Consider the following 23,394-nt stretch of genomic DNA (forward strand, 5'->3'; position numbering starts at 1 on the left):
GTCCGTAACCTAAATTCGGAAAATTACCGAATTAATGTTACCTTCACGGCTCGGTATCACCGTTGCCGCCCTCCGTCTAATATAGTGATGAATAGTTATTTGGACGACTATCGCTGAATAACAGCAGTAGGCATGTAAAGCTTAATCCTTAGCTAAAGGAGTGGAGCTGATTGGAGACAGAGTTCCCTGTCGACAACACTTGGCGGCGGGAATTTGGCCGCTTAGTGTTGTGGGATGACATATGAGACGTGGGCTTTCGGCTCATATGCAAGGGCGAAAACTGCGGTCTTTGCAGGTTGAACCCGGTCCCAGGGAACGGCGTCTCCGGTCGGCGCAACGGGTAATTGACACTTTAAACACAAGCTTCGTCATGGCAGTTGTCGTTAAAAGATAAGTTTTCCTAAAGGTATTTTAACGGTCAGTCAGTGAAATAGCCCAATGTTTCGATTCGAGCGTCGCACCCATGTTACAAAAGCTGACATTTACCTATACCAATGAACACAATTGGCTTTACAGACAGTCGTTCCACACCTATACTGCTTCGTAATAAGAGAGAAAGATGTGATGTAAATGAATGCTGCAAATTCTGCTTTCATGGTGCTGTCGACGATTCTGGTATTGTTTATGACGCCAGGGTTAGCGTTTTTTTACGGTGGGTTGGTGTCCAAACGGAATGTGGTCAGCACGATGCTATCCGTTTTTGTTATTTGTGGGATCGCAATTTTACTGTTCATCGCAGTAGGGTATGAACTTGCCTTTAATGGTGACATTGGTGGTGTTATTGGTAAGATCAATCATTTCTTCCTTGGCGGCGTATCCTTAACGAAATTAACTGCAACGAAGATTCCCGAGTCACTGTATTTTCTGTTTGAAATGATGTTTGCCATCATTACGCCAGCATTGTTTGTGGGTGCTGTTGTTGGCCGAATTCGTTTTAACTTTTTACTCGTATTCATTGTGTTTTGGAGTTTGCTTATTTACTACCCGATGGTTCACATGGTATGGAGTCCAAACGGATGGTTAGCTCAAATGGGGGTCTTGGACTTCGCAGGTGGCACGGTGGTTCATATTAATGCCGGTGTTACTGCTTATGTCCTATCAGCTTTTCTGGGACGGCGGCTACATCCACATCAAGACCGACCCTATAATTTGCCTTGGGTGTTATGTGGCACGGCCATTTTGTGGATTGGCTGGTACGGTTTTAATGCGGGTAGTGCGCTGGCGATCAACCAATTGGCAGTTACGGCAATGCTGACCACGACGGTCGCAACGGCAACATCAATGGTGGTGTGGCTGATACTAGAAATGACGATTCGAAAACAGGTTTCTCTGGCAGGCATCTGTACGGGTACGCTGTGCGGACTAGTTGGCATTACACCTGCAGCGGGTTATGTCACCGTTAGCGGGGCGTTTTGGATTGGTTTATTGGCAACGTTGGCCAGCTACGGCTTCGTTCATGTGCTGAAGGCCAGAATCGGTATCGATGACGCCCTAGATGCGTTTGGCTGTCACGGTGTAGCTGGGATTACCGGTTCGATTTTGACCGGCGTGTTTGCCACCCGCACCGTTAATCGCACAATTGCTGAGAATGGCTTATTTTATGGTGGTGGATGGCACTTGTTAGGTATTCAAACATTGGCTACCGGTGTCACGATTATTTTAGTGGCAATTGCGAGCGCCGCGATTATTTTAGTGTTGCGTCGATTCGTCGCCATGCGGGTCTCAGCTACAGATGAGCGAGTTGGCCTGGACGAAAGTGAACATGGTGAGCATGCGGAAAACACTGATGAGTACAGTACGGAAATTGGTCAGCACCACAAAGAGTTTGCGGGTCAACTCGCACATTTCAATCGGCATCAATCATGACTCATGATGTTGTTGTTTAAATTGATCAAATTCTTCTTCAACACGACGCTCTGGTACAAACCAAATCATCATGGCGATAAAGGTGCTGAGAATGACGGCTGGTGGAAACCAGATGCCAATAAACAAGCCGACAAGTTTGGTGCCGAAATCAGCGACTATTTTAACGGGCCGGTTGATGGCATAGCGTAATTTTTTATTATCCGGATCGGCTTTAATCAATGCCAAATCGACTGAAAAGTAAGCAATTGATAACAATAAAAAGACAAACCCGTAGAATAACTCCGCTGTTGAAGAAAAGAAATGCTCATCAACAAATTTGGTCACGTATGGGAAGAAAGACGCGCTGAACAACATGAGTCCGTTTGCCCACAGAACCCTGCCGTCAATTTTATGGACTAGTTGAAAGATGTGGTGCTGGTTATTCCACATGATCGTTAAGCCGACGAAAGAAATAAAGTAGGCTAAGTAGCTTTGTTTTAAGTTCCAAATGGCTGACCACGTGGCACGGGCTGGCTGTTTAAGTTCTAAAACGAGAATGGTCATCACAATTGCCAAGACCGCGTCAGTGAATGCAGTTAAACGTTCTTTACTCATGTGAAAAAGCCTCCAAAGATGATCAATTATGTTTTCGGTGTAAGCTAAAATACGGCAAGTTGTCTGTTAATAGGGCATATGGATGATATGACAAATAAAAAACACGCCAACAGACGTGTTTTTTGAGATTGTTTCAATTTGTCATTAGGATTGTTGTTTCCATTTGCTGGCATCTACTTGAACCAAGAATTCAAAGTCGGGATTAAGTTGGATCGAAACAATGCGTTGATCATCGACAGTAGTCGCACGAGTGAAGAAATCGTGACGTGCTTTACCATCACCTAAGTCATAAGTGATATTGGTGCGACTTAGGTCTGTCAGTATTTCTGGAATAATGTCGTCGATAGTGACGTCATCATCCGTGTCATTTGTTAGCCAAGTTAATTCGTCGAAGTTAAACACGACGCTAGTGGTTCGTAAGTGGTGCATACGGGTTAATACTGCGAAGAACAAACTGAGTTCATTTTTGGACAGACCATCAAAGTTTACGGAATCAATGGAAAATGTGCTATTAGTCATGACAGTGATCCCCTTCCACAATAAATATTTTTATAGCAGTACGATAACGTGAAAGACGGATTTCTGCAATTAATCTGTTCCTGGTTTTGTTACATAGCTTAAAAACTAATGAAAATGTTAATATGTCCCATTGTGGCCGCTGGGAGGCTGTTTGTAGAGAACATTTGAACGCTAGAAAAAAATTATTAGATTAATACTTGCCTTACAGTGACTCGAACCTGTTATACTTAATACTGTTGTTAGGAACCTAAGCATCAAGGCGTTAACATTGATGGTTTTATCAAGGCTACGTCTGAAAAGGAGTGTGGCACATTTGAGTAAGAATTGTGTTATTGATATTGATAGTCCGAAAATGGACTGGGTCGTGGATCAATTATTCACGAAACCAGAGGAAACGGACGCGAACAGCCCACACAGCTTCAACGTTTGGGTAGGCCAGAAACACTAGCCGACCACGAAACACCTTGCCATAATTAAATAATTATTATTTTGAGATCTCAGTGATAAAAAAGCTGAGGTCTTTTCTTTTGTCTTCTACGATGCTGGCTTGTATCAAACTGCGCTTTAAAGTTTAAAATAGGCGTGTATTAAATGAAAGCTAATATTGTATTGATTTTTTTGCGAATATGCTTGACCCTTACGTTACGTAAACGTTTATGTTGGTTTTATGGAGGACAATGAAATGTCGTATTTGATTTCAGATTTGGCGGCCTTAGCAGGAGTTAGTGCACGAACCCTTCGCTATTACGATCAAATAGGCTTGTTGCATTCAACTGGCAAAACAGGTAGTGGTTATCGCCAATATGATGAAGAAGCAGTTTTGCGTCTCCAACAAATTTGTTTTTTTAAGCAGTTCAACTTGCCATTAAAGCAGATTGGTTTAATTATGCGATTACCTCTGTCTGAACGAGAAAATCAATTGCGTATGCATCGGCATTTGTTGGTCGATCAACAGCGTCAGTTAACTCAGCTGATTACGACTTTGGACGCTGCCCTCCAACTAAATCAACAAGGAGATAGTATTATGACAGATGAAAAAAAGTTTGCCGCTTTTAAACAGACACAGGTTACTCAAAATGCACATGATTTTGGATCTGAGGTCACGGAAAAGTGGGGTGATGCTGCTTTGGTGGACGCCAACCAGCAATATCTGGGCTTGTCGCAAAAGGATATGGCAGATGCTAGGGTCATTGAAACAGAAATGATTGATAAGTTGGTACTAGTGATTGATTCAAAGAATGAAAATAGTGAAATGGCTCATGAGGTGGTTGAGCTGCATCGTAAGTGGCTGAATTACTTTTGGCCTAGTTACTCGACCACTGCCCATAAGGGTTTAGCCCAGCTGTATGTGTCGGATCAGCGATTTAAAAATTATTATCGAGATAAATCGAAACGGAATCGGGCTGCTATTGTGCTAAATTCATTAATTCAACGATATGCATAATTTTTTAATAGGGCAAATTACAAGTTTAATCCGAACAAGCCCGGAATCTTTCAATGGCAGTCTGTTGATGATGTATTTTTAATGGTCGTTGATTAATTAGTTCAAGTGCTGCTAGGATCTCATCAGTCGTTACTTGGCTAAAATTGGTCTTTTTCGGGAAGAACCAGCGTAACCGTCTATTAAAATATTCATTGGAACCTCGCTCCCATGGTGAATATGGATGGCAAAAATAAACTTTGATCTGATAATCCTGTTCTAAGGCCTGATAATTGGCAAACTCTTTACCATGATCAACAGTAATGGATTTTACTTGGGGACCGAAGGCCCCCATAAACTTGCCAAAGGCGGTGTTTAGAGCCTTAGCCGTTCTATTAGGGGCTTTGATGGCCCATAGAAGTCGGGTCTTACGTTCTACGAATGTAACCAGACATGATCGTGACTCACTTCGACTAGAAAGCACCGTATCTACTTCCCAATGACCAAAAGCTAATCGTTGATTAACAGTTGTTGGCCGTTGTTCGATGGAAGTCCCACTTGTAAATTTCCCACGATTTTCGCTCACTCGGTGCTGGCGGACATTCCGATTGGGTAGATCAGTCAATTTGAAGGGGAGCCAGCCACGATTAAGCCAATTATAAATTGACGCAGTGCTCAAGTTATAAGCGGCCGCAATGGTTTCTGGTGACCAGGTTAATCGTAAGTGATTGGTAATTAAAGTCGCTAATGCTGCCGTCAGCATCGAACGACGACCGCAATTCCGCCTTTTGCGATCTGCATCTTGCTGAGCTAATTCTGGATCATAAGGTTTAACCCGGTCCAACTCATAGCTAATCGTAGCTTTGGCGACGCCTAAGGCGTCAGCCATTACTTGGTAAGATTTATTCCCCTCATTGACCAGTTGTGCTAGTGCGCCACGTTGAAAACGTGATAAAGTAGATGTACCCAAAGTAATCACTCCCTATATTGGTTGGAATTAGCTACTACCATTGTAAGTGATTACTTTGGGCTTTTTAATTTCTGTTCGGATTAATTATAGAATTTGCCTAAAATCGAAACCTTTTGTGAACTAGGGCTGTCCAATATCCAAATGGGCGTTCGGCTGAACCGATCACCGTCAACAATTTCTTATGAATTATCTCGATGTCAACCTTATCAGGCTGAATTAGCACAAACAGATGCCGAATACAAGCGATCACGATGTGGTCGGAAAACTAAGCTGAGCGATGAGTTAAAGCAAACAATTCTCAACCATTTACATCTAAGCTGGTCACCAGGAATGATTGCTCACGAATTTAAACTAGCGACTAAATCTATTTATAATTGGCTAAATCAGGGGAGAATTGGTTTCTCCTTGAATGATCTACCTGAACATGGCGTACGCCAACGGCGTAACGTTGACCAACGATCCAAATATAATCAATCTTTGGGGCGATCGATTGAACAGCGTCCCATGATGATTAATCAACGTAATCGCATCGGTGATTTTGAACTAGATACCGTCGTTGGCCCTCGTGGGCATAGTAAGGCAGTTTTATTAACTTTAATCGATCGCAAATCACGGTTCCTTTGGGCATATCGGTTAAAGGACCGAACGACAGCGAGTGTTAATGAAGCACTGACTAAGTTCCTAACAACTTTTAATGGACCGGTGCACAGTTTTACTGTGGACCGTGGTACTGAGTTTAGTGGGCTAGTATCATTTGAATCACAATATGGTATTAAGACCTATTACTGTCATGCTTATACGCCAGCTGAACGTGGTAGTAATGAACGCTTTAATCGGAATTTACGTTATTTTTATCCTAAGGGGACTCGTTTTGAGCACATTAGTGCTCAAGATTTAACGACGACGTTACTCCAAATTAACCAGAGACCGCTTAAAATACTTGACTGGAAAACACCGTATCAGGTTATGCTGACCAATTTGTCCAAAAATTCGGATTAAATTTGCAATCTACCTTTTTACTACTTTAGAAACGCTCTTCGATTACACTGCCACCAATTGGTGCTGCTGTACAATACCGCGCTCCAGCGACTGACTTTCTTGTTCCGAACTGATGAGTAGGCCTGACAAACGTTGAATAACCGCGATTCGCAGAAATTCAGATTCGGAAGTGACGGCCGCAATTGCTGCCCAGGCGCCAGCCTCGGCGAGGTCACGGGACATAATGGTTGCTTGGGTGATCGTTTGTTTCGGACGATCAAAACGTTGGGTTGCTAGGGCGCCATTACGCAAACTGTAAACGGCCAACATCGTTTGCTGGTGACGAGGTGAAGTTACGCCAAGTGTCCACGTAAAGGCCGTATCGGCGGCCGTACCGACTTGAACGTTACCACTGGATTCAATGGCGACGGCGAAGACTTGCTTATGACTCAGTAGTGGTGCCAAGTATTTCCGATAGGCTTGTTGCATTGCCCACTGTTGAATCATTGTGTAAGTGATGCCATCTGTCATTAGCGTGGCTGGTGTTGCATTGTCGACAAACATAAACTGGTGTTGAAGGGGAACAAGTTCTTGCTTGGTAAGTGCCTGACGTGTCTCAATTGGATTGCCTGCATTGAGGGCCGGCGTGGTGATTTTATTGACGTGACGAAGAAAATGCCGGATGTTACTCAGCGCTTGATCGAACAAAGCATGTGCCTGATCATCCGGTGTGACAACACCCATTTTAATGCTGAAGGGTGTCCCAGCGACGTTAACAATGCGGGTCATAAATTTACTTTCTAAAGTTGTCATGATAAATTTCCTCCTCATGTAAGTGAATTGAAAATGGGTTATCGCTCTCGCTGAAGTGATAAGAACATTTCCGTTTGGATTAATAATGAGTTTAAGGAGGGCATCATAAAGTCAGCTTAAATCCTGTCTAAGGAACTGCAAAGTTGGTAACGATTCGGTTGCGATGGCGCAATTTTGATGGTGTAAGCGGTTAACTGACGAATTTTGAAAGTTTTACTTACGAAGCGCAAAAAATTCTGCTAATGTAACCTATTGTGCCAGCAGACGGTGATTTATCATGGCAGTTGCTAGGCACGTATAGATTAGGAGGACTTTTTTGGACGAAACACAGAACGTTAAACGTTTCCCCATTATGATGGGTTTGCTATTAGGTGGTTTTATCGGGATGTTTAGTGAAACAGCGTTAAACATTGCGCTGTCTAGTTTAGCCACAAAGATGAACGTGCCAATGGGGACAATTCAATGGTTAGTCATTGGTTATTTGTTGGTGGTTGGTATTCTATTGCCATTATCAAGTTTATTGACCCGCTGGTTTACTACGCGTCAACTGCTGATTTTTGCTTTGTGTGATTTTATTGTCGGGGCAATTGTAGCAGCATTGGCACCATCGTTTGGGATGCTGTTGGTTGGCCGGATGATTCAAGGAATTGGGACAGGAATTCTGTTACCGTTAATTTTCTTGGTGGCCTTATCGATTTATCCAATGGATAAACGTGGTGCGGCAATGGGAATCATTGGCTTAGTTATTATGTTTGCACCAGCGGTTGGCCCGACATTAGCCGGTCTGATCCTAGGTGTCCTTTCATGGCGCTACATTTTCTGGGTCATGGTTCCAATTTTGCTGATTGCACTTATTTTAGCCATTATTTTTACAAAAAATGTTAGTGAGTTGACGCGTCCACATGTGGATGTATTGTCAATTGTGATGTCAACCATTGGTTTTGGTGGCGTCGTTATTGGTGTTAGCTTAGCCAGTCAAACGGGCTGGGGTTCATGGGAAGTATTGCTGGCATTAGTTGTTGGTATCGTCAGTTTGGCATTATTCTGCCGTCGTCAATTACATCTAGATGAACCAATTCTGAATGTGCGTGCCTTTGGCATCCGTTCGTTTTCCGTTGGGACATCGTTAGTTATGGTTGATTTCATGGTAATCATGTCATCGATGTACCTGTTGCCAATGTACTGGCAAGATGGCCTGATGGTGCCAGTCGCCTTGACGGGGATGCTCATGCTGCCCGGTGGTATCATTAACGCGGTGGTTTCGTCGATTTCTGGCCGGTTATTTGATCGGCTTGGCGGTCGTCGTCCAGTGATTGCCGGCTTTTGTGTTGCAGCGGTGGGTGCTGTGTTGCTGGTTTTGACTAACAGCCACTCTGCATACTGGTATGTCGTGGTAGCACACATTATTTTAATGATCGGTGCCCCTTTGGCTATGTCACCAGCGCAAACGTATGGACTGAATGCTTTACCACCACGATTAGCAGCTGATGGTAGCAGTATTATGAACACGCTTCAACAGATCTGTGGTGCGATTGCCACAGCACTTTCAACGAGTTTGATGAGCACTGGCGAAGCAGGTCAACGAACACGCGATGCCGTTTCATCAGGAACACGGATGGGCTTTATGCTAACATTGGCATTAGCCGTTATTGGCGTTATTGTCGCCACGGTATTTGTGCGGCAGCAACAAGCCCCAGCGGATGTTGAAGAAACTTCCGCTACGCAATCGGCAGGTCATGAAGCACCCGCTGAGCGTTAATATAACAGAATAAAATTCAAAAAAGTTGGGTAACAGTATCACCACGGGATGTGGCGGCGCTGTTACCCAACTTTTTAATTACGCCAATTGCTCAATGTGACGTTCACAAAAGCATCAATCAGTGTCTGTTGGCGTGCTTGTTTATGTGTCAGCATGTGGGCATGAATTTCGTTGTGGATTGGACTGTCAATGGCGACTAACTGACCATTTTGAAGTTCCTTTGTAATGGTTGCTGTTGGCAGATACGAGTAGCCAATGCCGCTTTCGACCATTTCTTTAATGGCGGCGATGCTCCACAGTTCCATGATTTGTGGGCGGCGATGAAAGTCACCCCATAGTGATCGTTCAAATTGATTACGATAGCTGCAGTCGGGCTCATTGATAATAAATGGTTCATGGCGCTCACTGATGAGTTGCGCAAACGTTTTATGTTTGTCAGCGGCTGTGACCAAAGTTAGAGATTGTTCTCCCAAGTCATGTTCCACCAGTGCCGTAGTGGTTAAAGACGGCCACATCATGAAAGCAATATCGGCCTCGCCATCTTGTAGCCGCTGTTGATTATAGGAACAGGTGGCATTGGCGATTTGTAGGTCAACGTCAGGATATTGTTGACGGAAGTTTTGGATAATGGTGGGTAGGTGAGTGACAGTCAGGGATTCTGGAGCAGCGATGCGTAGTGTACCGGCAACCGATGACTGGTCGGTCAAATGTTTAACCTGTTGGAAGTCTGCTAACAATTGGTCAGCCAGTGGTCGCAAACGTTTGCCAGTATCTGTTAAGAAAAGTTGGCGTCGTTCATATTTAAAAAGACTGCCACTTAGCTCTTGCTCCAACGCTTTCACTTGAGCTGACACCGTTGATTGGGTGTAGCCGAGCGTTTTGGCAGCCTTGGTAAAACTGCCTGTATCAAGAATGGTTTTAAAAGTCGTCAGTTGGCGAATTTCCATGTTTGTTTACACGCTCCATCGTTATTTTCGATTGATAGTATTTAAAATATCAATTTTACGAATGAATAATTCACGTGTAAGCTTAAATCATCTTGAAGGGAGTCACAAACATGAATATTGAACCGTATCATACAAACGCTCGGCTAACGGCGGGTCTAGTAGATTTGATTGAATTTTGTCAAAACGATGAAGCTCATCTTGGTATCAAAATGATTGAACAACCAGATGTTTTTGAAATTGAGCATCATTATCAGGCCAATGGCGGCAATTTTTGGGTTGCGCTAGATGGCGATAAAGTGGTCGGGTCGATCGGTTTACTGAAAGTTGGTCAACAAACAGCCGTTTTAAAGAAGCTATTCACCTATCCAGAATATCGTGGTGAACCACATCGGTTAGGGCGCAAGCTTTTCCAAACATTGCTGACGTATGCGCAGGCACAGCCTGACATCGACAAGCTGGTCCTAGACACACCAATGGGAGAGCACCGTTCGCACTTCTTTTATGAAAAGCAGGGTTTCAAACGTATTTCCCGGGAAAAGTTGACGGTTGATTATGAATTTCCTGATCGCGATTCGCTCATTTATGAACGTGAACTCTAGGCGTTAAATAGCTGTTCAATCAGTGTTAGCGATAGTAAAAATTGCAGATGTTAATTTAAATTGAGCCGCAACTGCATTGCTAAAGCGGCGAATGCTTCATCAGCTGTTGATGATATTCTGAAGTCTGCGAACTGTGTGAACCAGGTGGCATGGGGATTGATTTCGATAACATGTTGCGGCGAGCAATGGCGATAATATCCGTTTGACCCAGTCACAATTGTGAGGTCGCTTTGAGACAGCAATTCATCGGCCAATTGATCGTTTAAGGGTACGCGCCATGCGCCATCGGTCAAACGTTGGCGTACATAAGCATTGGCTTGTTTAAGGTTGGGCGGTAAGGTACCACCGAGATGACGGAATGCGGGTTCTGGGGACAAAAGGCCATGGCAAACGGGGCAACGTGGAATATCTGAATGCAGTGCCTGAAGATTAAAGACACGACCACATTGAAGACAAAAGTTAACGTTAATGCTGCCCCAAACTTCAATTACATGATAGCTACCAGCGAGTTGGTGCAAGTGATCAACGTTGGTGGTGACAACGCCGTCAATGAGATGTTGTTGTTCTAACTGAGCAATAATTCGGTGAGCTTTAGTGGGACCATATTTGTGAATCGGATCCAGCATTTCCCGATGAAAACGCTGATAAAAGGCGGCAGGGTCTTCTTCCAACCAAGTTTGGGAGAACAAACCAAACTGGTTGACGGCGGATTCCATGTCGGGAATATGGCTTGGCACAGAGATCCCAGCCCCAGTTAGGAATGTTGGGTGGTGAGCCGCAGTCAGTTGTCTTGCGAGTTGGTCGATTTGTCGATCAAATACTGTTTGTTCTGGTTCCAGCATAAGCTCACCTTCCTTACTTAGTCTCATACTGTCAGTGTAGCGAAATTATTCTGCAGAGCGAGTGAACTCGTTTAAGTCGACAAAAAAATGATATTTACGTGCAAACGCAAATATCATTAGCAACATTATTTTGTTGTGTCGATTGGTGTCTGTTCTTTGGGGTGGTTTTTTAAGAAGATAGCGTAGTCCTTTTCCACTTGTGGAATATAAGCTTCGGCCCAATCTGTCATTGCCCGGTCAAATTTCTTAGAGTCACCGATATAACCGGCAATCATTGGACCAGTTGGTGTTTGACAATGATCTACTGCCAACAAACGACCACACGATTCAGCATAGACGTGAAACTGGTCTTCATTTAGTGTGTCAAGGTCGACAGATGTTTTCATGTCTCTGAATTGGCGAACATAAAAACTGTGCTTTTTACTTTGGAAATAACCTAAAAAAGGATCAGATGCGGATTGTAGAATTTTCTGGCTGTCAATAATTCGGCGGCCTTCGTTTTCCTCAAATGTTGAGGTCAGCGCCAGTTGACGTTCGGCACCAGTCTTTCTAGTTGGCAAAGCTTCCTTGATCTGTAATACAAGATGGCTGCCATCAATACTAGTGAGCAGAACCAAATAACAACGTGAGCCAAAGCTACCGACACCCACACAGTGACGTGCGACATCAGTGACGTGATATTGCGATAATAACAATGCAATGTCGGTCCGCACGGTGGAACGATAATCGGCAAGGTAATCGATAATATTACGCGTGACATCATCATTGGTGTGACGCGTAATTTTTGCGTTATCCACGAAACGTAAACCGGCGTCGGTCGTTTGCGTGAACTTTTTAACGACTTGTTCCGAGTTCCGTTTGCCAGCTTTATCCAAGAAGTATTGAATCATGTCGGCCGTTGGATCGCCTTCTGGAACAGCCCGAAGAATGCTGGCAACATCGTTTGCTGGATAGAAACGGTCAATTGTCGACCGTTTGATACTGGCTTCAATGCCCGCCCGATAACTTTTGGCCACGTTCCGTGTGATTTTATGAATCTTTTTATCTGTGTAACCATTCTCGCGGCCAGCTAAAATAACGCTCACTAACAGTCGTTTGACGTCGCGTTCCCAGGAGTTCACGCCAGCTTCATCGAAATCGTTCAAGTCAAACACTAATCGTCGTTCGGGAGAGGCGAAGAAGCCGAAATTTCCAAGGTGTGCATCGCCTGAAATGATGACGGGAATGTGAGTACTAGCTTGGTGGTTGAGGTCAAACGCCATTAGCTCGGCAGTACCACGAAAGAACGTAAAAGCTGATACGCCCATTCGCCGATACCGTTCAGGCAGTAATTCAGGAACTAGCATATCTGAAATCCGCCGCATTAAGAGCGTTGGATCGCGTTGCGTTTGTTTGAATGTGCCGAGTGCATCAAAGGGGACCTTTTCACGTAATTTGTCGCCCATGTGCTCTAAGTCCGTTTGGCTGCTATTGACGATGATGTTATTGATGTCTAGACCGCGATTTGCCATGAAAGTTAAGGATGCCTCCTGAGTAAATATTGGTTTGATTATACTCCGTGGTTCGGTATAGAAACAAACATTGCTAAATTTCGCCACTAAAAAGGGCTATCCAACTAGTGGCGGTTGGATAGCCTCAAAACGAAATTATAAATACTTCTTTATAGATACTTAGCGTCAGCTTCATGATCCTGACTCGACAAGATCTTTGGACCATCTTTGGTAATAGCTAAGGTGTGTTCATACTGGCAGCTCAGGCTGCCATCAGCTGTACGAACAGTCCAGCCATCGTCTGCGACGGGTGCACAGCGCCAGTCACCAACGTTAACCATGGGTTCGATGGTAATGGTCATGCCATCACGTAAACGTAATCCTTTACCAGCTTCACCGTATGCAGGAACCATTGGATCTTCATGCATTGTAGGTTGAATGCCATGGCCGACGTATTCGCGAACGTCACCGTAGCCCATTTCGTCTTCAACGTAGTGTTGAATAGCATAACCGATGTCACCGATCCGGTTACCAACAACTGCTTGGTCGATACCAAGATACAAAGCCTTCTTAGTAACTTCCATCAACTTTTTAACTTCATCGCTGACATCGCCAACCGCAAAAGCCCAGCAAGAATCTGACATGTAACCATCCACACTAATAACTGTGTCGACTTTGACCAGATCACCGTTCTTTAATAACAGGTCTTTACGTGGGAAAGCGTGACAAACTTCGTCGTTAACACTGACACAAGTAGCAAAGTCATACCCTTCGAAGCCCTTTTCTTCGGGCTTGGCGTTGTGTTCTTCAAAGTAACGTACGGCAAACTTTTCGATGTCCCAGCTAGAAATACCGGGCTTGATGATGTCACGTAAACCGATGTGCATACCGGCCAACACAGCGCCAGCTTTACGCATACCCTCGATTTCACGAGGTGATTTCAATGTAATCATGACTATTTTCTCTTCCTTTTGTCTTTGATAACTATACTTATTTAGTATAACCATTTTAGGATAAAAAGAGTAGCGTCTCGCTTGAAAAGGCTTGTCGCTCTTACCTTTTGCATTTCTGTAGTGAGTTCACTATGATGAATATTGAGAGAACAAAGGGGCGAATAATGATGAGTAGTGAAATTTCAGGAATTAATGATACGACGACATTGTCAAACGGCGTTGAGATGCCACGTTTGGGATTGGGTGTCTGGCAAGCTGAGCCGAAGGATGCTGTGAATGCCGTGAGTTCGGCCATTCAAATGGGCTATCCAATGATTGATACCGCTAAGGCTTATGGCAATGAACAACAAGTTGGTGAGGGAATCAAACAGGGGTTGGCAGCCGCCGGTAAAAAGCGGGAAGACTTATTTGTAACGACCAAACTTGCCAACTCTGATCAAGGGTACGAGTCCACGTTGACTAACTTCGATGCCAGTTTGAAACGCCTAGGCTTGGATTATGTGGATTTATATCTCATTCACTGGCCAGTTGCCGGTAAGTGGGCCGAAACTTGGCGTGCGTTTGAAAAAATTTATCAAGATGGTAAGGCACGTGCCATTGGGGTCTGCAATTTTTCTGAACAGACGATGAAGTCATTGATCGCGTTAAGTGATATCACGCCAATGGTTGACCAAGTCGAATTTCATCCATGGTTGCAACAGCCGTCTCTGAAGAAGTACTTAGCTGATACAGGTATTCAACAGGAAGCATGGTCGCCACTCGGTGGGACTGGTGGTTCCTTAATGAAAGAACCAGTAATTCAGGCCATTGCTAAGAAGCACGGTAAATCAGCTGCTCAAGTGTTGATTCGTTGGGATTTACAGAATGGATTGGTGACGATTCCGAAATCTGTTCATCCAGAATACATTAAGCAAAACGCCAATGTGTATGATTTCAGTCTGGACGATGATGACATGAAACAATTGGCTGCTATGGAGCAGAACAAACGGACTAGCTACTGGCTAACCAGTTTCGATTGGTACTTTGGTGATGAAAAATAGTTTGTAGATATTACGTGCCACATTCGTTAAGCGGGTGGCGCGTTTTTGTTTGCAGTTCAAAAAAGGTATTGTGGATTTAGTACGGTGGATGCCGCTTGCGGTTGGTAACATTGACACACTTGCCGTGGGACCGGTTCAAGCCGGAAGTACGCCGTCTATCACCTCGCCGCCAAGCCTCGTGAAGACCGCGAGTCTTGGCGTCCGTTCGTGTTGTAAATCCGAGAGAACCATTCGGATTAGCAACACCTTCACGGCTCGGTGTCAATGTTGCCGCCCTCCAGCCGATGAAGTAATAGTCTCCGAGAAAGCAGTATTTATCAGTAAGTGCAGACAATGCACCTGTTATTATGGTGGTGGGTCAAGACCGCTTTTCCTTGCTATAAAGATGTGGCCAGATGATTTATTGGCTGCCGACTTGTTTACAACCACAGCAGACAGCTGTTTAATGAAAACTATCATTTCTAGGACTGGGGTTCTTTTATGTTCAAAACACGGATTGGTTTAATTAGCACGATTGATCGGCTTAGACTTCCTGCTAAACAGCTTAGTCAGGTCTTAACGATAATTGAACGAGAATTTGACAGTGCCGTTATCACGGTTACAAACACTACGAATCCGAGTGTGTTGACGCTCATTCAAGAAACTACCGTGAGCTCATTTTCGGTTCCTCGTAACGGTGCAGCCAATGGTCGTCGTTTAGCGGTTTCAAAGTTTCTCGAAGTTAGTAGGCTATCTGATAACTCATTGATTCTACATATTGATTTCGACAAGCTCGCCACAATGATTATTCGAAGACCTGATGCTTTTCACCAACTGATTAGGAAGATGCGACTTGGGGTTTCATTTGATTATGCCTGTGTTAATCGTTCATCAGAAACTATGCAAACGTATCCGAAGGCATGGACAGACACGGAAACGTGTACGAATAAGTGTGCCCAGGCATTCTTTGAGTTATCAGATTTCACCGACTTTACATCTGGTGCTGCAATTATCAGGCAGAAATTTTTATCATTTATAAGTGAAGCATCAAACGCCAAGATGATTGATGCTGAGTGGCCACTTATTGTTAAGCGGCATAATGGGGAAATAGGCAGCGTAGAAACTTCAGGTTTGCCGTTTACCCAATTGAATCGCGAGGTGACGCAAAAGCCTCTTTGGCAACGCTATGCTGACCGAATCAGGTTAGTTCAACAGATTATTGAACCGTTAACTCGAGAATAAAAAATAGACGCTTGAAATTGAGAAGTAGTTATACACTACACTCAATTTCAGGCGTCTATTTAGTTAAAATGTTGGTTAATTATTTTTTGCGATTAAACTCTGTAAAACCGTTATCTTTAGCAGTTTCGATTGTTTTGACCAATGTTGGCATAAAACCGTCACCCAGCTCTTTGTCGAGAGAGTCGATGATTTCCTTTTCGTGTTCACGAAAATCGATAACTAGCTTTTCACCCTTTGAGGTTGGCGCTAAGAAATGACGACGGCGGTCTTTAGTATCGGTCTCCGAACGTATGTACTTTTTTTTCATCAGCCCAGTGATTGCTTGAGAAACGGCTGATTCAGAAACGTTAACACGGTCTGACAAATCAGTCAGGTTTGTTTTAATGTCAGTTACGATTGCTACTAAAACACCCAATTCACTGTTGTTTAAATCATATTTAGCTGCGTATGCACTGAAACGTTGATACAAAATACGAAAATCACGAATGACAACAGTTTCAAATTGAATGAAAGTGTCATTATTGTCTAGTTCACTCATGATATAATTTCCCTCCATTGCCGGAATCTGTAAACCACTAAAAATTTTAACGACTTTATTATATCAGGTTATCGGTGCCGTGGCAGTCTTTTTAAGACTTATTTGACATACTTTCTCTACCAAGTGATTTTTATCCAGAATTCAGGTCGATTTGAGGAAGATTTGTGAGACTAATTTTAAACAATTAGCACCAAGAAAAAGGTTAAGGGCAGTCATTCTTTCCAACAATAAATAGAGTAAATGTATGATCGTTAAATAAATCAACTAATATCAAAATACCGAGTGGTTTATTGCAATGATCAGCTAACTAAAGCACACTTCAAAAAGTGCATCACCTCACATTATCAAACATAATCACCATCTTTACACTTGACTATAATCTGGTCGGCAGGTTACGCTACTCCTGATCGATTTGCAGATGATAGTGATGTGATCGATGATTAACCGCCGTTTGAAATGGCCGCCCGCTGCGCTTTACCGCCATGAATTGCAGCGAGAATGGCCGGTTGAATTCGTGTTCTACAACACAATGACGATAAAACGAATTGCCCTTGATAAAGAAAGGAAGCAAAATTTTGGCTAATCAAATTAAACATACAAAAGTTGTTCTTGTTGGTGATGGGGCTGTTGGCTCCTCATATGCGTTTGCAATGATGCAACAGCAAGTTGCCGATGAACTAGTAATTGTTGATATTCAACAAGATCACATCAAAGGGGATGCCCTTGACTTAGAAGACGTTCAACCTTTTACGTCGCCATTGGATGTCCATGCAGGTAGTTATGCCGATGCTGGTGATGCAGACTTAGTTGTCATTACAGCCGGTGTTCCGCGTAAACCGGGTGAAACGCGCTTGGACCTTGTTAATAAGAATATGAAGATCTTGGAATCCATTGTGACACCAGTTGTTGACAGTGGTTTCAAAGGCACTTTCATCGTTTCTGCTAACCCTGTTGATGTGTTGACGGCAGCCACACAGCGTTTGTCAGGATTCCCGAAGAACCGAGTTATCGGGACTGGGACGTCCTTGGATAGTAGTCGTTGGCAAGTTGCATTAGCCCACAAACTGAATGTCGATTTGCGCAGTGTTAACGCGGACATTCTCGGTGAACATGGGGATAGCGAATTTGCTGCCTATTCCGCTGCGACAGTTGACGGCCAGCCATTGTTGGATGTTGCCAAGAAGGCAGGCGTTTCGCAGGCTGAACTTGAACAGCTTGAACAAGAAACACGCACTAAGGGTGGTAGCATTATCAAACTGAAGGGGGCCACATTCTACGGTGTCGCTACCAGTTTGATGACATTGAGCCGTGCGGTATTACACAATGAAAATATTGTGTTACCTGTTGGTGCACCAGTTGATGGTCAATATGGACTGTCCGATATGTACATTGGCACACCTGCACTGATCAACGAAAATGGGATTGCCAAAGTTCTTGAAGTCCCATTGACTGATGAAGAGCAGGCCAAGATGGCTGCTTCAGCTAAGCAACTTAAGCAAGTGCTTGATGACGCAATGAACTAAAAATAATTTTTATGAAACGTTGCCGTATATGGTGACGTTTTTTAGTTTGCACGATGAAGTTTGTCCAAAAAATTTGTAAACATCATTTTCGTTTCGATTTTCACAATGCTTGCTAGCTAATGTAAATGGGCGAAAACAAGTCCTTTCGGCAATTGTAAAGCACTCATCAGCAAGCTATTAATGTTTTTAATGGTAACCGCTTCGTTTGACTATAATTATTTGCACCTAGTAAACTTACAAACGTTAAGTGAATGAGGTCACAAACTGGATTAAACGTTACACCGACCTCGCTTTTTATTTGTTTATGCTTGTTACTAAATACACAAAGAACTGGAGGCACATTTTGATGTCAGATTATCGTGTTGAAGAAGATACCATTGGGCCAGTTAAGATTCCTAGCGAAGCACTATGGGGACCACAAACCGAACGGAGTCGCAACAACTTCCCAACAGGGCAATTCATGCCAATTGCAATTATTCGCGCCCTGTTACAAATCAAAAAAGCTGCTGCCGAAGCCAATCAGGAATTGGATCAAATTAGTGCAGAAAAGGGTCAACTCATCATTCGCGCCATCGATGAGTTACTGAGCTTGAGCGACGAAGACTTACGTAAGGACTTCCCACTTCGTGTTTACCAGACTGGTTCTGGTACGCAAACGAACATGAACACAAACGAAGTCGTGGCCCACGAAGCTGCTAAGTTGGATGACTCAATTGAAATCCTCCCTAACGATGACGTGAACCATGGCCAGAGTTCAAACGACATTTTCCCAACGGCGATGAATATCACCGCTAGTGTTGCCGTTAAAGAATTGGAAGATTCTGCACAACACTTGATCGACGAACTGAAGGTTAAGCAGGACAAGTACTGGCGGACAGTTAAAATCGGCCGGACTCACTTGCAAGACGCAACGCCATTGACGTTTGGACAAGAAATCAGTGGTTGGGTCAGCATGTTGGAACATGATCTTGGCTACTTGAAGAGTTTAGACGGTACATTGCTTGAATTAGCGATGGGTGGTACTGCGGTTGGTACTGGTTTGAACGCTGCGCCTGGTTTCGCCGATGACATTGCTGCCCGGATGAGCAAGGTTTACGGGCCTGCTTTCACAGCTAAAACAAACAAGTTCTATGGTTTGGCTGCACACTCCAACCTTGACGTTGTTCACGGTGCGATGGAGACCTTGGCTGCTGATCTGATGAAGATTGCTAACGATGTACGTTTCTTAGCTAGTGGCCCACGTGCTGCCTACGCTGAATTGAACATCCCTGCTAACGAACCTGGTTCATCAATCATGCCTGGTAAGGTTAACCCAACGCAGGCTGAAGCAATCACGATGGCCGCCGTTCGAGTAATGGGTAACGATGTCGTTGTGACCATGGCTTCTTCACAGGGTAACTTCGAAATGAACGTGTACAAACCAGTACTGATCGACGCTTTCCTTGAATCAGCTGAATTGTTACGTGGTACGATGACCGGCTTTGCTGACAAGATGATCCATGGCTTGACAGTTAACGAAGAACGCATGGAAGAATTGGTCGACAATTCATTGATGACGGTTACGGCTTTGTCACCACACATTGGCTACCACGACAGTGCCAAAATTGCTCAGCAAGCTGACCAAGATGGAACCACATTACGTGTTGCTGCCTTGAAGTCTGGCAAAGTTACTGCTGAACAGTTCGACGAATGGGTTGATCCATTGAAGATGACGAACATCGACCGCAAGTAAACGACAGTCGAGTTATTCGTTTGAACAAAGTACTATCAGTATTAAAAAACATTTCTTGATTAACAATGTGTTGTACAACTCCTGAGGACTAGATTTCAGGGGTTGTCTGCGCGTTTAGGGATATACCGTAAATATCCATGTTGGTTAGGTTGGCGCTGACATCGCAAGATGCACGCACCTTAGAATGTGAAGAAACGGCTTTCGTCGATTAAGCGTCGGTGAGGGCACGAAAGGGATAAAACATGAAGCTTGAAAACGTTAAGTACAAAAATTTTCTGTGGCCAGTGTTAGTTGGACTGATCATTTGGTTCCTTGCACCAATTCGCCCAGACGCTGTTAGTTTAGCAGCTTGGCATATGCTCGCCATCTTCGTTGGGACGATTATTGCCTGTATCACTCAGCCAATCGCAATTGGTGGGGTTGCTTTAATCGGGGTTACACTGACAGTCCTGCTTGGCATCGTGCCAATGAAGGATGCCACAACGGCCTTTGGTAACAACACGGTTTGGTTGATCGCGATGGCGTACTTCTTGTCACGCGGGTTCATCAAGACTGGTTTTGGTCGGCGGGTAGCGCTGATCTTCGTGCGTTTGTTTGGTAAACGGACATTAGGCTTGGCCTACTCACTAGTCGGTGTTGACTTGGTTACTGCCCCTGCCACACCAAGTAACACGGCCCGTGCCGGTGGGATTATTTTCCCAATTATCGAATCACTAGCAACAACGTTTGGCTCTCATCCTAAAGATGGAACTGAACGTAAGATTGGTTCTTTCCTTGTTTATACTGAATTTCAAGGGGACATCATTACTTCAGCAATGTTCCTGACTGCGATGGCACCAAACTTGGTTGCTGTTGCAATGGCTGGTAAAGCTGGCGTTCACATTACGTGGATCAGCTGGTTCTTAGCCGCTCTGGTGCCTGGGATTATTAGTTTGATTTGTGTGCCATACATTATTTACAAGTTATATCCACCAGAGGTTAAGGAAACACCAAACGCCAAGGACTGGGCTGACAAAGAATTAGCTGACATGGGACCAATGAGCACGCCTGAAAAGATCATGATGAGCGTCTTCTTGATTGCCTTGCTACTTTGGATCGCATCAAGTTTCATCGGTTTGGATGCAACCTTGGTTGCCTTTATTGCAGTTTCACTATTGTTACTGACGGGTGTGTTATCCGTTCAGGACATCTTGAAGGAAACTGGTGCTTGGAACACATTGATTTGGTTCTCAATCCTGATCTTTATGGCAAACGAACTGACTCAATTAGGTTTAATCAAATGGTTGTCTTCATCAATCGGTACGGCACTGCATGGTGTTAGCTGGATGATGGTGCTGGTCATTCTGTTTATCTTCTACTTCTACACACATTACTTGTTTGCTTCTGGTACTGCCCACGTTACGGCAATGTACGCTGCACTTCTAGCTGTTGCATTGGCTGCTGGAGTGCCTCATATGTTAGCCGCAATTATGTTGGCCTTTGCAGGTCCACTGTTTAGTTCCACTACGCACTATGCAAGTGGCCCAGCCACGGTACTGTTTGGTTCTGGCTTCGTGAAGCAGTCCGATTGGTGGCGTCTAAACGCCATCCTAGGTGTCTTCTACATCGTCGTATGGCTAGGCGGTGGTCTGCTTTGGACCAAAGTATTGGGTATGTGGTAAAAATTAGAGCGTGAACACCCCCGCTTTAGAGCCGAGAAATAACGTAAGACGTCTCATGTGAAGGTGTACTTTGCCTTTGCATGAGACGTCTTGGGTTATGCACAGGCTCTAGGGGTGTGAGCGCGTTTGCGTTGTAATAGTAAAGAAGTTATCCAAAATCTTTTGAACTTAATACCAATCAAGAAGAACCGAAATTGTGCTTTTGACGATTTCGGTTCTTTTCGTCCAATGAACCTCAACTCAATCTGCTGGAAATTTGCAGCATAACGATGCTACAATGCTGTTATGAATAAGCAAGGAGGCAACAGCGATGACAAAATCACTTCCAATGTCGGCATTGCGAAACTATAACAACGTGTTTGACGAAGTGCGCGATGGCACAACAATTCGGTTTACGAAAAATGGTAAAGACGCGGGCGGTGTCTTGGTCAATACGCAAGAGTGGGAACATGTACAAGCTGAAATAAGACTTTTAACAGAATTAAATAGAGCGGATCGTAATTTTGGCACGGGAATTTCTCGTGATAAGTTCCGTCAGGAGCATCGACATGAATAATGCTTATGCGCTCTTTTTTTCTCAGTATTATGACGATGATTATCAACAAATTGAATCGGGTTTGGCGATGTTTGGCTATCAACGCGCGTCGATTAATACGATTTTAAATAAGATCGATCATACTATCGATCTGCTGCAAAGCAATCCATTTTTAGGGCCTAGATTAGATAAAAAGTAGATTGTAAAATTAATCCGAACGCTGTTCGGACAAAAAAGATCAGCTTCCTTTAAAATGGTGTTTACAACAAACCCATCTTTTAGGAGCTGATCTTTTGTCTAGTATAACCTATTCCGAACGAATTAAAATCGAAACCTTTTGTGAACTAGGGCTGTCCAATATCCAAATGGGCGTTCGGCTGAACCGATCACCGTCAACAATTTCTTATGAATTATCTCGATGTCAACCTTATCAGGCTGAATTAGCACAAACAGATGCCGAATACAAGCGATCACGATGTGGTCGGAAAACTAAGCTGAGCGATGAGTTAAAGCAAACAATTCTCAACCATTTACATCTAAGCTGGTCACCAGGAATGATTGCTCACGAATTTAAACTAGCGACTAAATCTATTTATAATTGGCTAAATCAGGGGAGAATTGGTTTCTCCTTGAATGATCTACCTGAACATGGCGTACGCCAACGGCGTAACGTTGACCAACGATCCAAATATAATCAATCTTTGGGGCGATCGATTGAACAGCGTCCCATGATGATTAATCAACGTAATCGCATCGGTGATTTTGAACTAGATACCGTCGTTGGCCCTCGTGGGCATAGTAAGGCAGTTTTATTAACTTTAATCGATCGCAAATCACGGTTCCTTTGGGCATATCGGTTAAAGGACCGAACGACAGCGAGTGTTAATGAAGCACTGACTAAGTTCCTAACAACTTTTAATGGACCGGTGCACAGTTTTACTGTGGACCGTGGTACTGAGTTTAGTGGGCTAGTATCATTTGAATCACAATATGGTATTAAGACCTATTACTGTCATGCTTATACGCCAGCTGAACGTGGTAGTAATGAACGCTTTAATCGGAATTTACGTTATTTTTATCCTAAGGGGACTCGTTTTGAGCACATTAGTGCTCAAGATTTAACGACGACGTTACTCCAAATTAACCAGAGACCGCTTAAAATACTTGACTGGAAAACACCGTATCAGGTTATGCTGACCAATTTGTCCAAAAATTCGGATTAAATTTGCAATCTACCAAAAACACAACGATACCAAATAATTACAGATACCTAGTGAGCGGGGACTATTTACAGTTTTATCAAGTCTTTCCAGGGACTAAAACAATTCGTGTTTATCGTCTCTTGAATGTACATACTGATTACTTAGCAACACTGGGCTTAAATTAATTCGGGT

23 protein-coding genes are annotated in these 23,394 nt (G+C 43.8%); 14 read left to right on the forward strand and 9 right to left on the reverse strand.

Going from position 1 to position 23,394, the window contains the following annotated elements; genetic code table 11:
* Positions 1-570 precede the first annotated feature (570 nt).
* Positions 571-1,866: an ammonium transporter gene (locus ABUE36_RS00790; RefSeq protein ID WP_161001547.1), complete on the forward strand. Its 1,296-nt coding sequence runs from the start codon at positions 571-573 to the stop codon at positions 1,864-1,866.
* On the opposite strand, the gene ABUE36_RS00795 is transcribed toward ABUE36_RS00790, so the two are convergent.
* A complete protein-coding gene (locus ABUE36_RS00795; RefSeq protein WP_161001548.1) occupies positions 1,861-2,460 on the reverse strand; it encodes a TMEM175 family protein in 600 nt (199 codons plus the stop codon). The genes ABUE36_RS00790 and ABUE36_RS00795 overlap by 6 nt on opposite strands.
* Before the next feature lie 144 nt (positions 2,461-2,604).
* Positions 2,605-2,979 (reverse strand): RepB family plasmid replication initiator protein, encoded by a 375-nt coding sequence (locus tag ABUE36_RS00800; RefSeq protein WP_161001549.1) that lies wholly within the window; start codon positions 2,977-2,979, stop codon positions 2,605-2,607.
* 682 nt (positions 2,980-3,661) lie between these two features.
* On the opposite strand from ABUE36_RS00800, the gene ABUE36_RS00805 reads away from it, so the two are divergent.
* On the forward strand, positions 3,662-4,423 hold the full coding sequence (locus tag ABUE36_RS00805) for a MerR family transcriptional regulator (RefSeq protein ID WP_178941794.1): 762 nt from the start codon (positions 3,662-3,664) through the stop codon (positions 4,421-4,423).
* 25 nt (positions 4,424-4,448) lie between these two features.
* Here the strand turns inward: ABUE36_RS00805 and ABUE36_RS00810 are convergent, their stop codons facing one another.
* Positions 4,449-5,369: an IS30-like element ISLsa1 family transposase gene (locus tag ABUE36_RS00810; RefSeq protein ID WP_011373852.1), complete on the reverse strand. Its 921-nt coding sequence runs from the start codon at positions 5,367-5,369 to the stop codon at positions 4,449-4,451.
* A 93-nt stretch (positions 5,370-5,462) separates the two neighbouring features.
* Between ABUE36_RS00810 and ABUE36_RS00815 the strand changes: the two genes are divergently transcribed.
* A complete protein-coding gene (locus ABUE36_RS00815; RefSeq protein ID WP_421016998.1) occupies positions 5,463-6,368 on the forward strand; it encodes an IS30 family transposase in 906 nt (301 codons plus the stop codon).
* Positions 6,369-6,410: 42 nt separating this feature from the next.
* Here ABUE36_RS00815 and ABUE36_RS00820 read toward each other — a convergent pair whose 3' ends face one another.
* On the reverse strand, positions 6,411-7,160 hold the full coding sequence (locus tag ABUE36_RS00820; protein WP_421016999.1) for a hypothetical protein: 750 nt from the start codon (positions 7,158-7,160) through the stop codon (positions 6,411-6,413).
* 352 nt (positions 7,161-7,512) lie between these two features.
* On the opposite strand from ABUE36_RS00820, the gene ABUE36_RS00825 reads away from it, so the two are divergent.
* A complete protein-coding gene (locus tag ABUE36_RS00825; protein WP_178943424.1) occupies positions 7,513-8,919 on the forward strand; it encodes an MDR family MFS transporter in 1,407 nt (468 codons plus the stop codon).
* Positions 8,920-8,993: 74 nt separating this feature from the next.
* Here ABUE36_RS00825 and ABUE36_RS00830 read toward each other — a convergent pair whose 3' ends face one another.
* Positions 8,994-9,866, reverse strand: coding sequence for a LysR family transcriptional regulator (locus ABUE36_RS00830; protein ID WP_161002465.1), 873 nt, complete (start codon positions 9,864-9,866; stop codon positions 8,994-8,996).
* 110 nt (positions 9,867-9,976) lie between these two features.
* Here ABUE36_RS00830 and ABUE36_RS00835 point away from each other — a divergent pair, with 110 nt between their 5' ends.
* Entirely contained in the window at positions 9,977-10,465 is a 489-nt protein-coding gene (locus tag ABUE36_RS00835; protein WP_161002466.1) for a GNAT family N-acetyltransferase, read from the forward strand.
* Between the two features lie 50 nt (positions 10,466-10,515).
* On the opposite strand, the gene ABUE36_RS00840 is transcribed toward ABUE36_RS00835, so the two are convergent.
* The 3 genes from ABUE36_RS00840 to map all read right to left on the reverse strand — a co-directional run bounded on the left by ABUE36_RS00840 (position 10,516) and on the right by map (position 13,750).
* Positions 10,516-11,307: an SIR2 family NAD-dependent protein deacylase gene (locus ABUE36_RS00840; RefSeq protein ID WP_161002467.1), complete on the reverse strand. Its 792-nt coding sequence runs from the start codon at positions 11,305-11,307 to the stop codon at positions 10,516-10,518.
* Positions 11,308-11,432: 125 nt separating this feature from the next.
* Positions 11,433-12,818, reverse strand: a complete 1,386-nt coding sequence (locus ABUE36_RS00845) for a DUF2252 domain-containing protein (RefSeq protein ID WP_161002468.1) — start codon at positions 12,816-12,818, stop codon at positions 11,433-11,435.
* Positions 12,819-12,967: 149 nt separating this feature from the next.
* Positions 12,968-13,750, reverse strand: a complete 783-nt coding sequence (map, locus tag ABUE36_RS00850; protein WP_017261265.1) for a type I methionyl aminopeptidase — start codon at positions 13,748-13,750, stop codon at positions 12,968-12,970.
* A gap of 164 nt (positions 13,751-13,914) precedes the next feature.
* On the opposite strand from map, the gene ABUE36_RS00855 reads away from it, so the two are divergent.
* Together ABUE36_RS00855 and ABUE36_RS00860 are read left to right on the forward strand one after the other, a co-directional pair.
* Positions 13,915-14,790, forward strand: coding sequence for an aldo/keto reductase (locus ABUE36_RS00855; RefSeq protein WP_161002469.1), 876 nt, complete (start codon positions 13,915-13,917; stop codon positions 14,788-14,790).
* Positions 14,791-15,270: 480 nt separating this feature from the next.
* Complete coding sequence (locus ABUE36_RS00860) at positions 15,271-16,011, forward strand: hypothetical protein (protein WP_161002470.1); 741 nt, start codon at positions 15,271-15,273, stop codon at positions 16,009-16,011.
* A 79-nt stretch (positions 16,012-16,090) separates the two neighbouring features.
* On the opposite strand, the gene ABUE36_RS00865 is transcribed toward ABUE36_RS00860, so the two are convergent.
* Positions 16,091-16,549 carry a MarR family winged helix-turn-helix transcriptional regulator gene (locus tag ABUE36_RS00865; RefSeq protein ID WP_421017000.1) on the reverse strand — a complete coding sequence of 153 codons (459 nt, stop codon included), beginning with the start codon at positions 16,547-16,549 and terminating at the stop codon, positions 16,091-16,093.
* A gap of 436 nt (positions 16,550-16,985) precedes the next feature.
* Between ABUE36_RS00865 and ABUE36_RS00870 the strand changes: the two genes are divergently transcribed.
* From ABUE36_RS00870 to ABUE36_RS00900, 7 genes are all read left to right on the forward strand, one after another.
* Positions 16,986-17,132 carry a hypothetical protein gene (locus ABUE36_RS00870; RefSeq protein WP_421017001.1) on the forward strand — a complete coding sequence of 49 codons (147 nt, stop codon included), beginning with the start codon at positions 16,986-16,988 and terminating at the stop codon, positions 17,130-17,132.
* On the forward strand, positions 17,125-18,072 hold the full coding sequence (locus ABUE36_RS00875; RefSeq protein ID WP_161002472.1) for an L-lactate dehydrogenase: 948 nt from the start codon (positions 17,125-17,127) through the stop codon (positions 18,070-18,072). The genes ABUE36_RS00870 and ABUE36_RS00875 overlap by 8 nt, the downstream gene beginning before the upstream one ends.
* Positions 18,073-18,418: 346 nt before the next feature.
* On the forward strand, positions 18,419-19,804 hold the full coding sequence (locus ABUE36_RS00880; protein ID WP_421017002.1) for a class II fumarate hydratase: 1,386 nt from the start codon (positions 18,419-18,421) through the stop codon (positions 19,802-19,804).
* 242 nt (positions 19,805-20,046) lie between these two features.
* On the forward strand, positions 20,047-21,465 hold the full coding sequence (locus ABUE36_RS00885) for an anion permease (RefSeq protein WP_178941796.1): 1,419 nt from the start codon (positions 20,047-20,049) through the stop codon (positions 21,463-21,465).
* Between the two features lie 310 nt (positions 21,466-21,775).
* A complete protein-coding gene (locus tag ABUE36_RS00890) occupies positions 21,776-22,021 on the forward strand; it encodes a type II toxin-antitoxin system prevent-host-death family antitoxin (protein ID WP_161002474.1) in 246 nt (81 codons plus the stop codon).
* Positions 22,014-22,199: a hypothetical protein gene (locus ABUE36_RS00895; RefSeq protein ID WP_421017003.1), complete on the forward strand. Its 186-nt coding sequence runs from the start codon at positions 22,014-22,016 to the stop codon at positions 22,197-22,199. Before ABUE36_RS00890 ends, ABUE36_RS00895 begins: the two co-directional genes overlap by 8 nt.
* 94 nt (positions 22,200-22,293) lie before the next feature.
* Positions 22,294-23,223, forward strand: a complete 930-nt coding sequence (locus tag ABUE36_RS00900; RefSeq protein WP_096109805.1) for an IS30-like element ISLpl1 family transposase — start codon at positions 22,294-22,296, stop codon at positions 23,221-23,223.
* Positions 23,224-23,394: the final 171 nt, after the last annotated feature.

The organism is Furfurilactobacillus cerevisiae, from assembly GCF_048961765.1.
Lineage (GTDB): Bacteria > Bacillota > Bacilli > Lactobacillales > Lactobacillaceae > Furfurilactobacillus > Furfurilactobacillus milii_A.

What these genes read in the sequence shown, in the direction of transcription:
- ABUE36_RS00890 (WP_161002474.1), top strand. Translation starts at nt 21,776, where the DNA reads ATGACAAAATCACTTCCAATGTCGGCATTGCGAAACTATAACAACGTG.
- ABUE36_RS00860 (WP_161002470.1), top strand. Translation starts at nt 15,271, where the DNA reads ATGTTCAAAACACGGATTGGTTTAATTAGCACGATTGATCGGCTTAGA.
- ABUE36_RS00855 (WP_161002469.1), top strand. Translation starts at nt 13,915, where the DNA reads ATGATGAGTAGTGAAATTTCAGGAATTAATGATACGACGACATTGTCA.
- ABUE36_RS00820 (WP_421016999.1), bottom strand. Translation starts at nt 7,160, where the DNA reads ATGACAACTTTAGAAAGTAAATTTATGACCCGCATTGTTAACGTCGCT.
- ABUE36_RS00805 (WP_178941794.1), top strand. Translation starts at nt 3,662, where the DNA reads ATGTCGTATTTGATTTCAGATTTGGCGGCCTTAGCAGGAGTTAGTGCA.
- ABUE36_RS00870 (WP_421017001.1), top strand. Translation starts at nt 16,986, where the DNA reads ATGATTAACCGCCGTTTGAAATGGCCGCCCGCTGCGCTTTACCGCCAT.
- ABUE36_RS00830 (WP_161002465.1), bottom strand. Translation starts at nt 9,866, where the DNA reads ATGGAAATTCGCCAACTGACGACTTTTAAAACCATTCTTGATACAGGC.
- ABUE36_RS00845 (WP_161002468.1), bottom strand. Translation starts at nt 12,818, where the DNA reads ATGGCAAATCGCGGTCTAGACATCAATAACATCATCGTCAATAGCAGC.
- ABUE36_RS00840 (WP_161002467.1), bottom strand. Translation starts at nt 11,307, where the DNA reads ATGCTGGAACCAGAACAAACAGTATTTGATCGACAAATCGACCAACTC.
- ABUE36_RS00835 (WP_161002466.1), top strand. Translation starts at nt 9,977, where the DNA reads ATGAATATTGAACCGTATCATACAAACGCTCGGCTAACGGCGGGTCTA.
- ABUE36_RS00800 (WP_161001549.1), bottom strand. Translation starts at nt 2,979, where the DNA reads ATGACTAATAGCACATTTTCCATTGATTCCGTAAACTTTGATGGTCTG.
- ABUE36_RS00825 (WP_178943424.1), top strand. Translation starts at nt 7,513, where the DNA reads ATGATGGGTTTGCTATTAGGTGGTTTTATCGGGATGTTTAGTGAAACA.
- ABUE36_RS00880 (WP_421017002.1), top strand. Translation starts at nt 18,419, where the DNA reads ATGTCAGATTATCGTGTTGAAGAAGATACCATTGGGCCAGTTAAGATT.
- ABUE36_RS00895 (WP_421017003.1), top strand. Translation starts at nt 22,014, where the DNA reads ATGAATAATGCTTATGCGCTCTTTTTTTCTCAGTATTATGACGATGAT.
- map (WP_017261265.1), bottom strand. Translation starts at nt 13,750, where the DNA reads ATGATTACATTGAAATCACCTCGTGAAATCGAGGGTATGCGTAAAGCT.
- ABUE36_RS00795 (WP_161001548.1), bottom strand. Translation starts at nt 2,460, where the DNA reads ATGAGTAAAGAACGTTTAACTGCATTCACTGACGCGGTCTTGGCAATT.
- ABUE36_RS00885 (WP_178941796.1), top strand. Translation starts at nt 20,047, where the DNA reads ATGAAGCTTGAAAACGTTAAGTACAAAAATTTTCTGTGGCCAGTGTTA.
- ABUE36_RS00790 (WP_161001547.1), top strand. Translation starts at nt 571, where the DNA reads ATGAATGCTGCAAATTCTGCTTTCATGGTGCTGTCGACGATTCTGGTA.
- ABUE36_RS00865 (WP_421017000.1), bottom strand. Translation starts at nt 16,549, where the DNA reads ATGAGTGAACTAGACAATAATGACACTTTCATTCAATTTGAAACTGTT.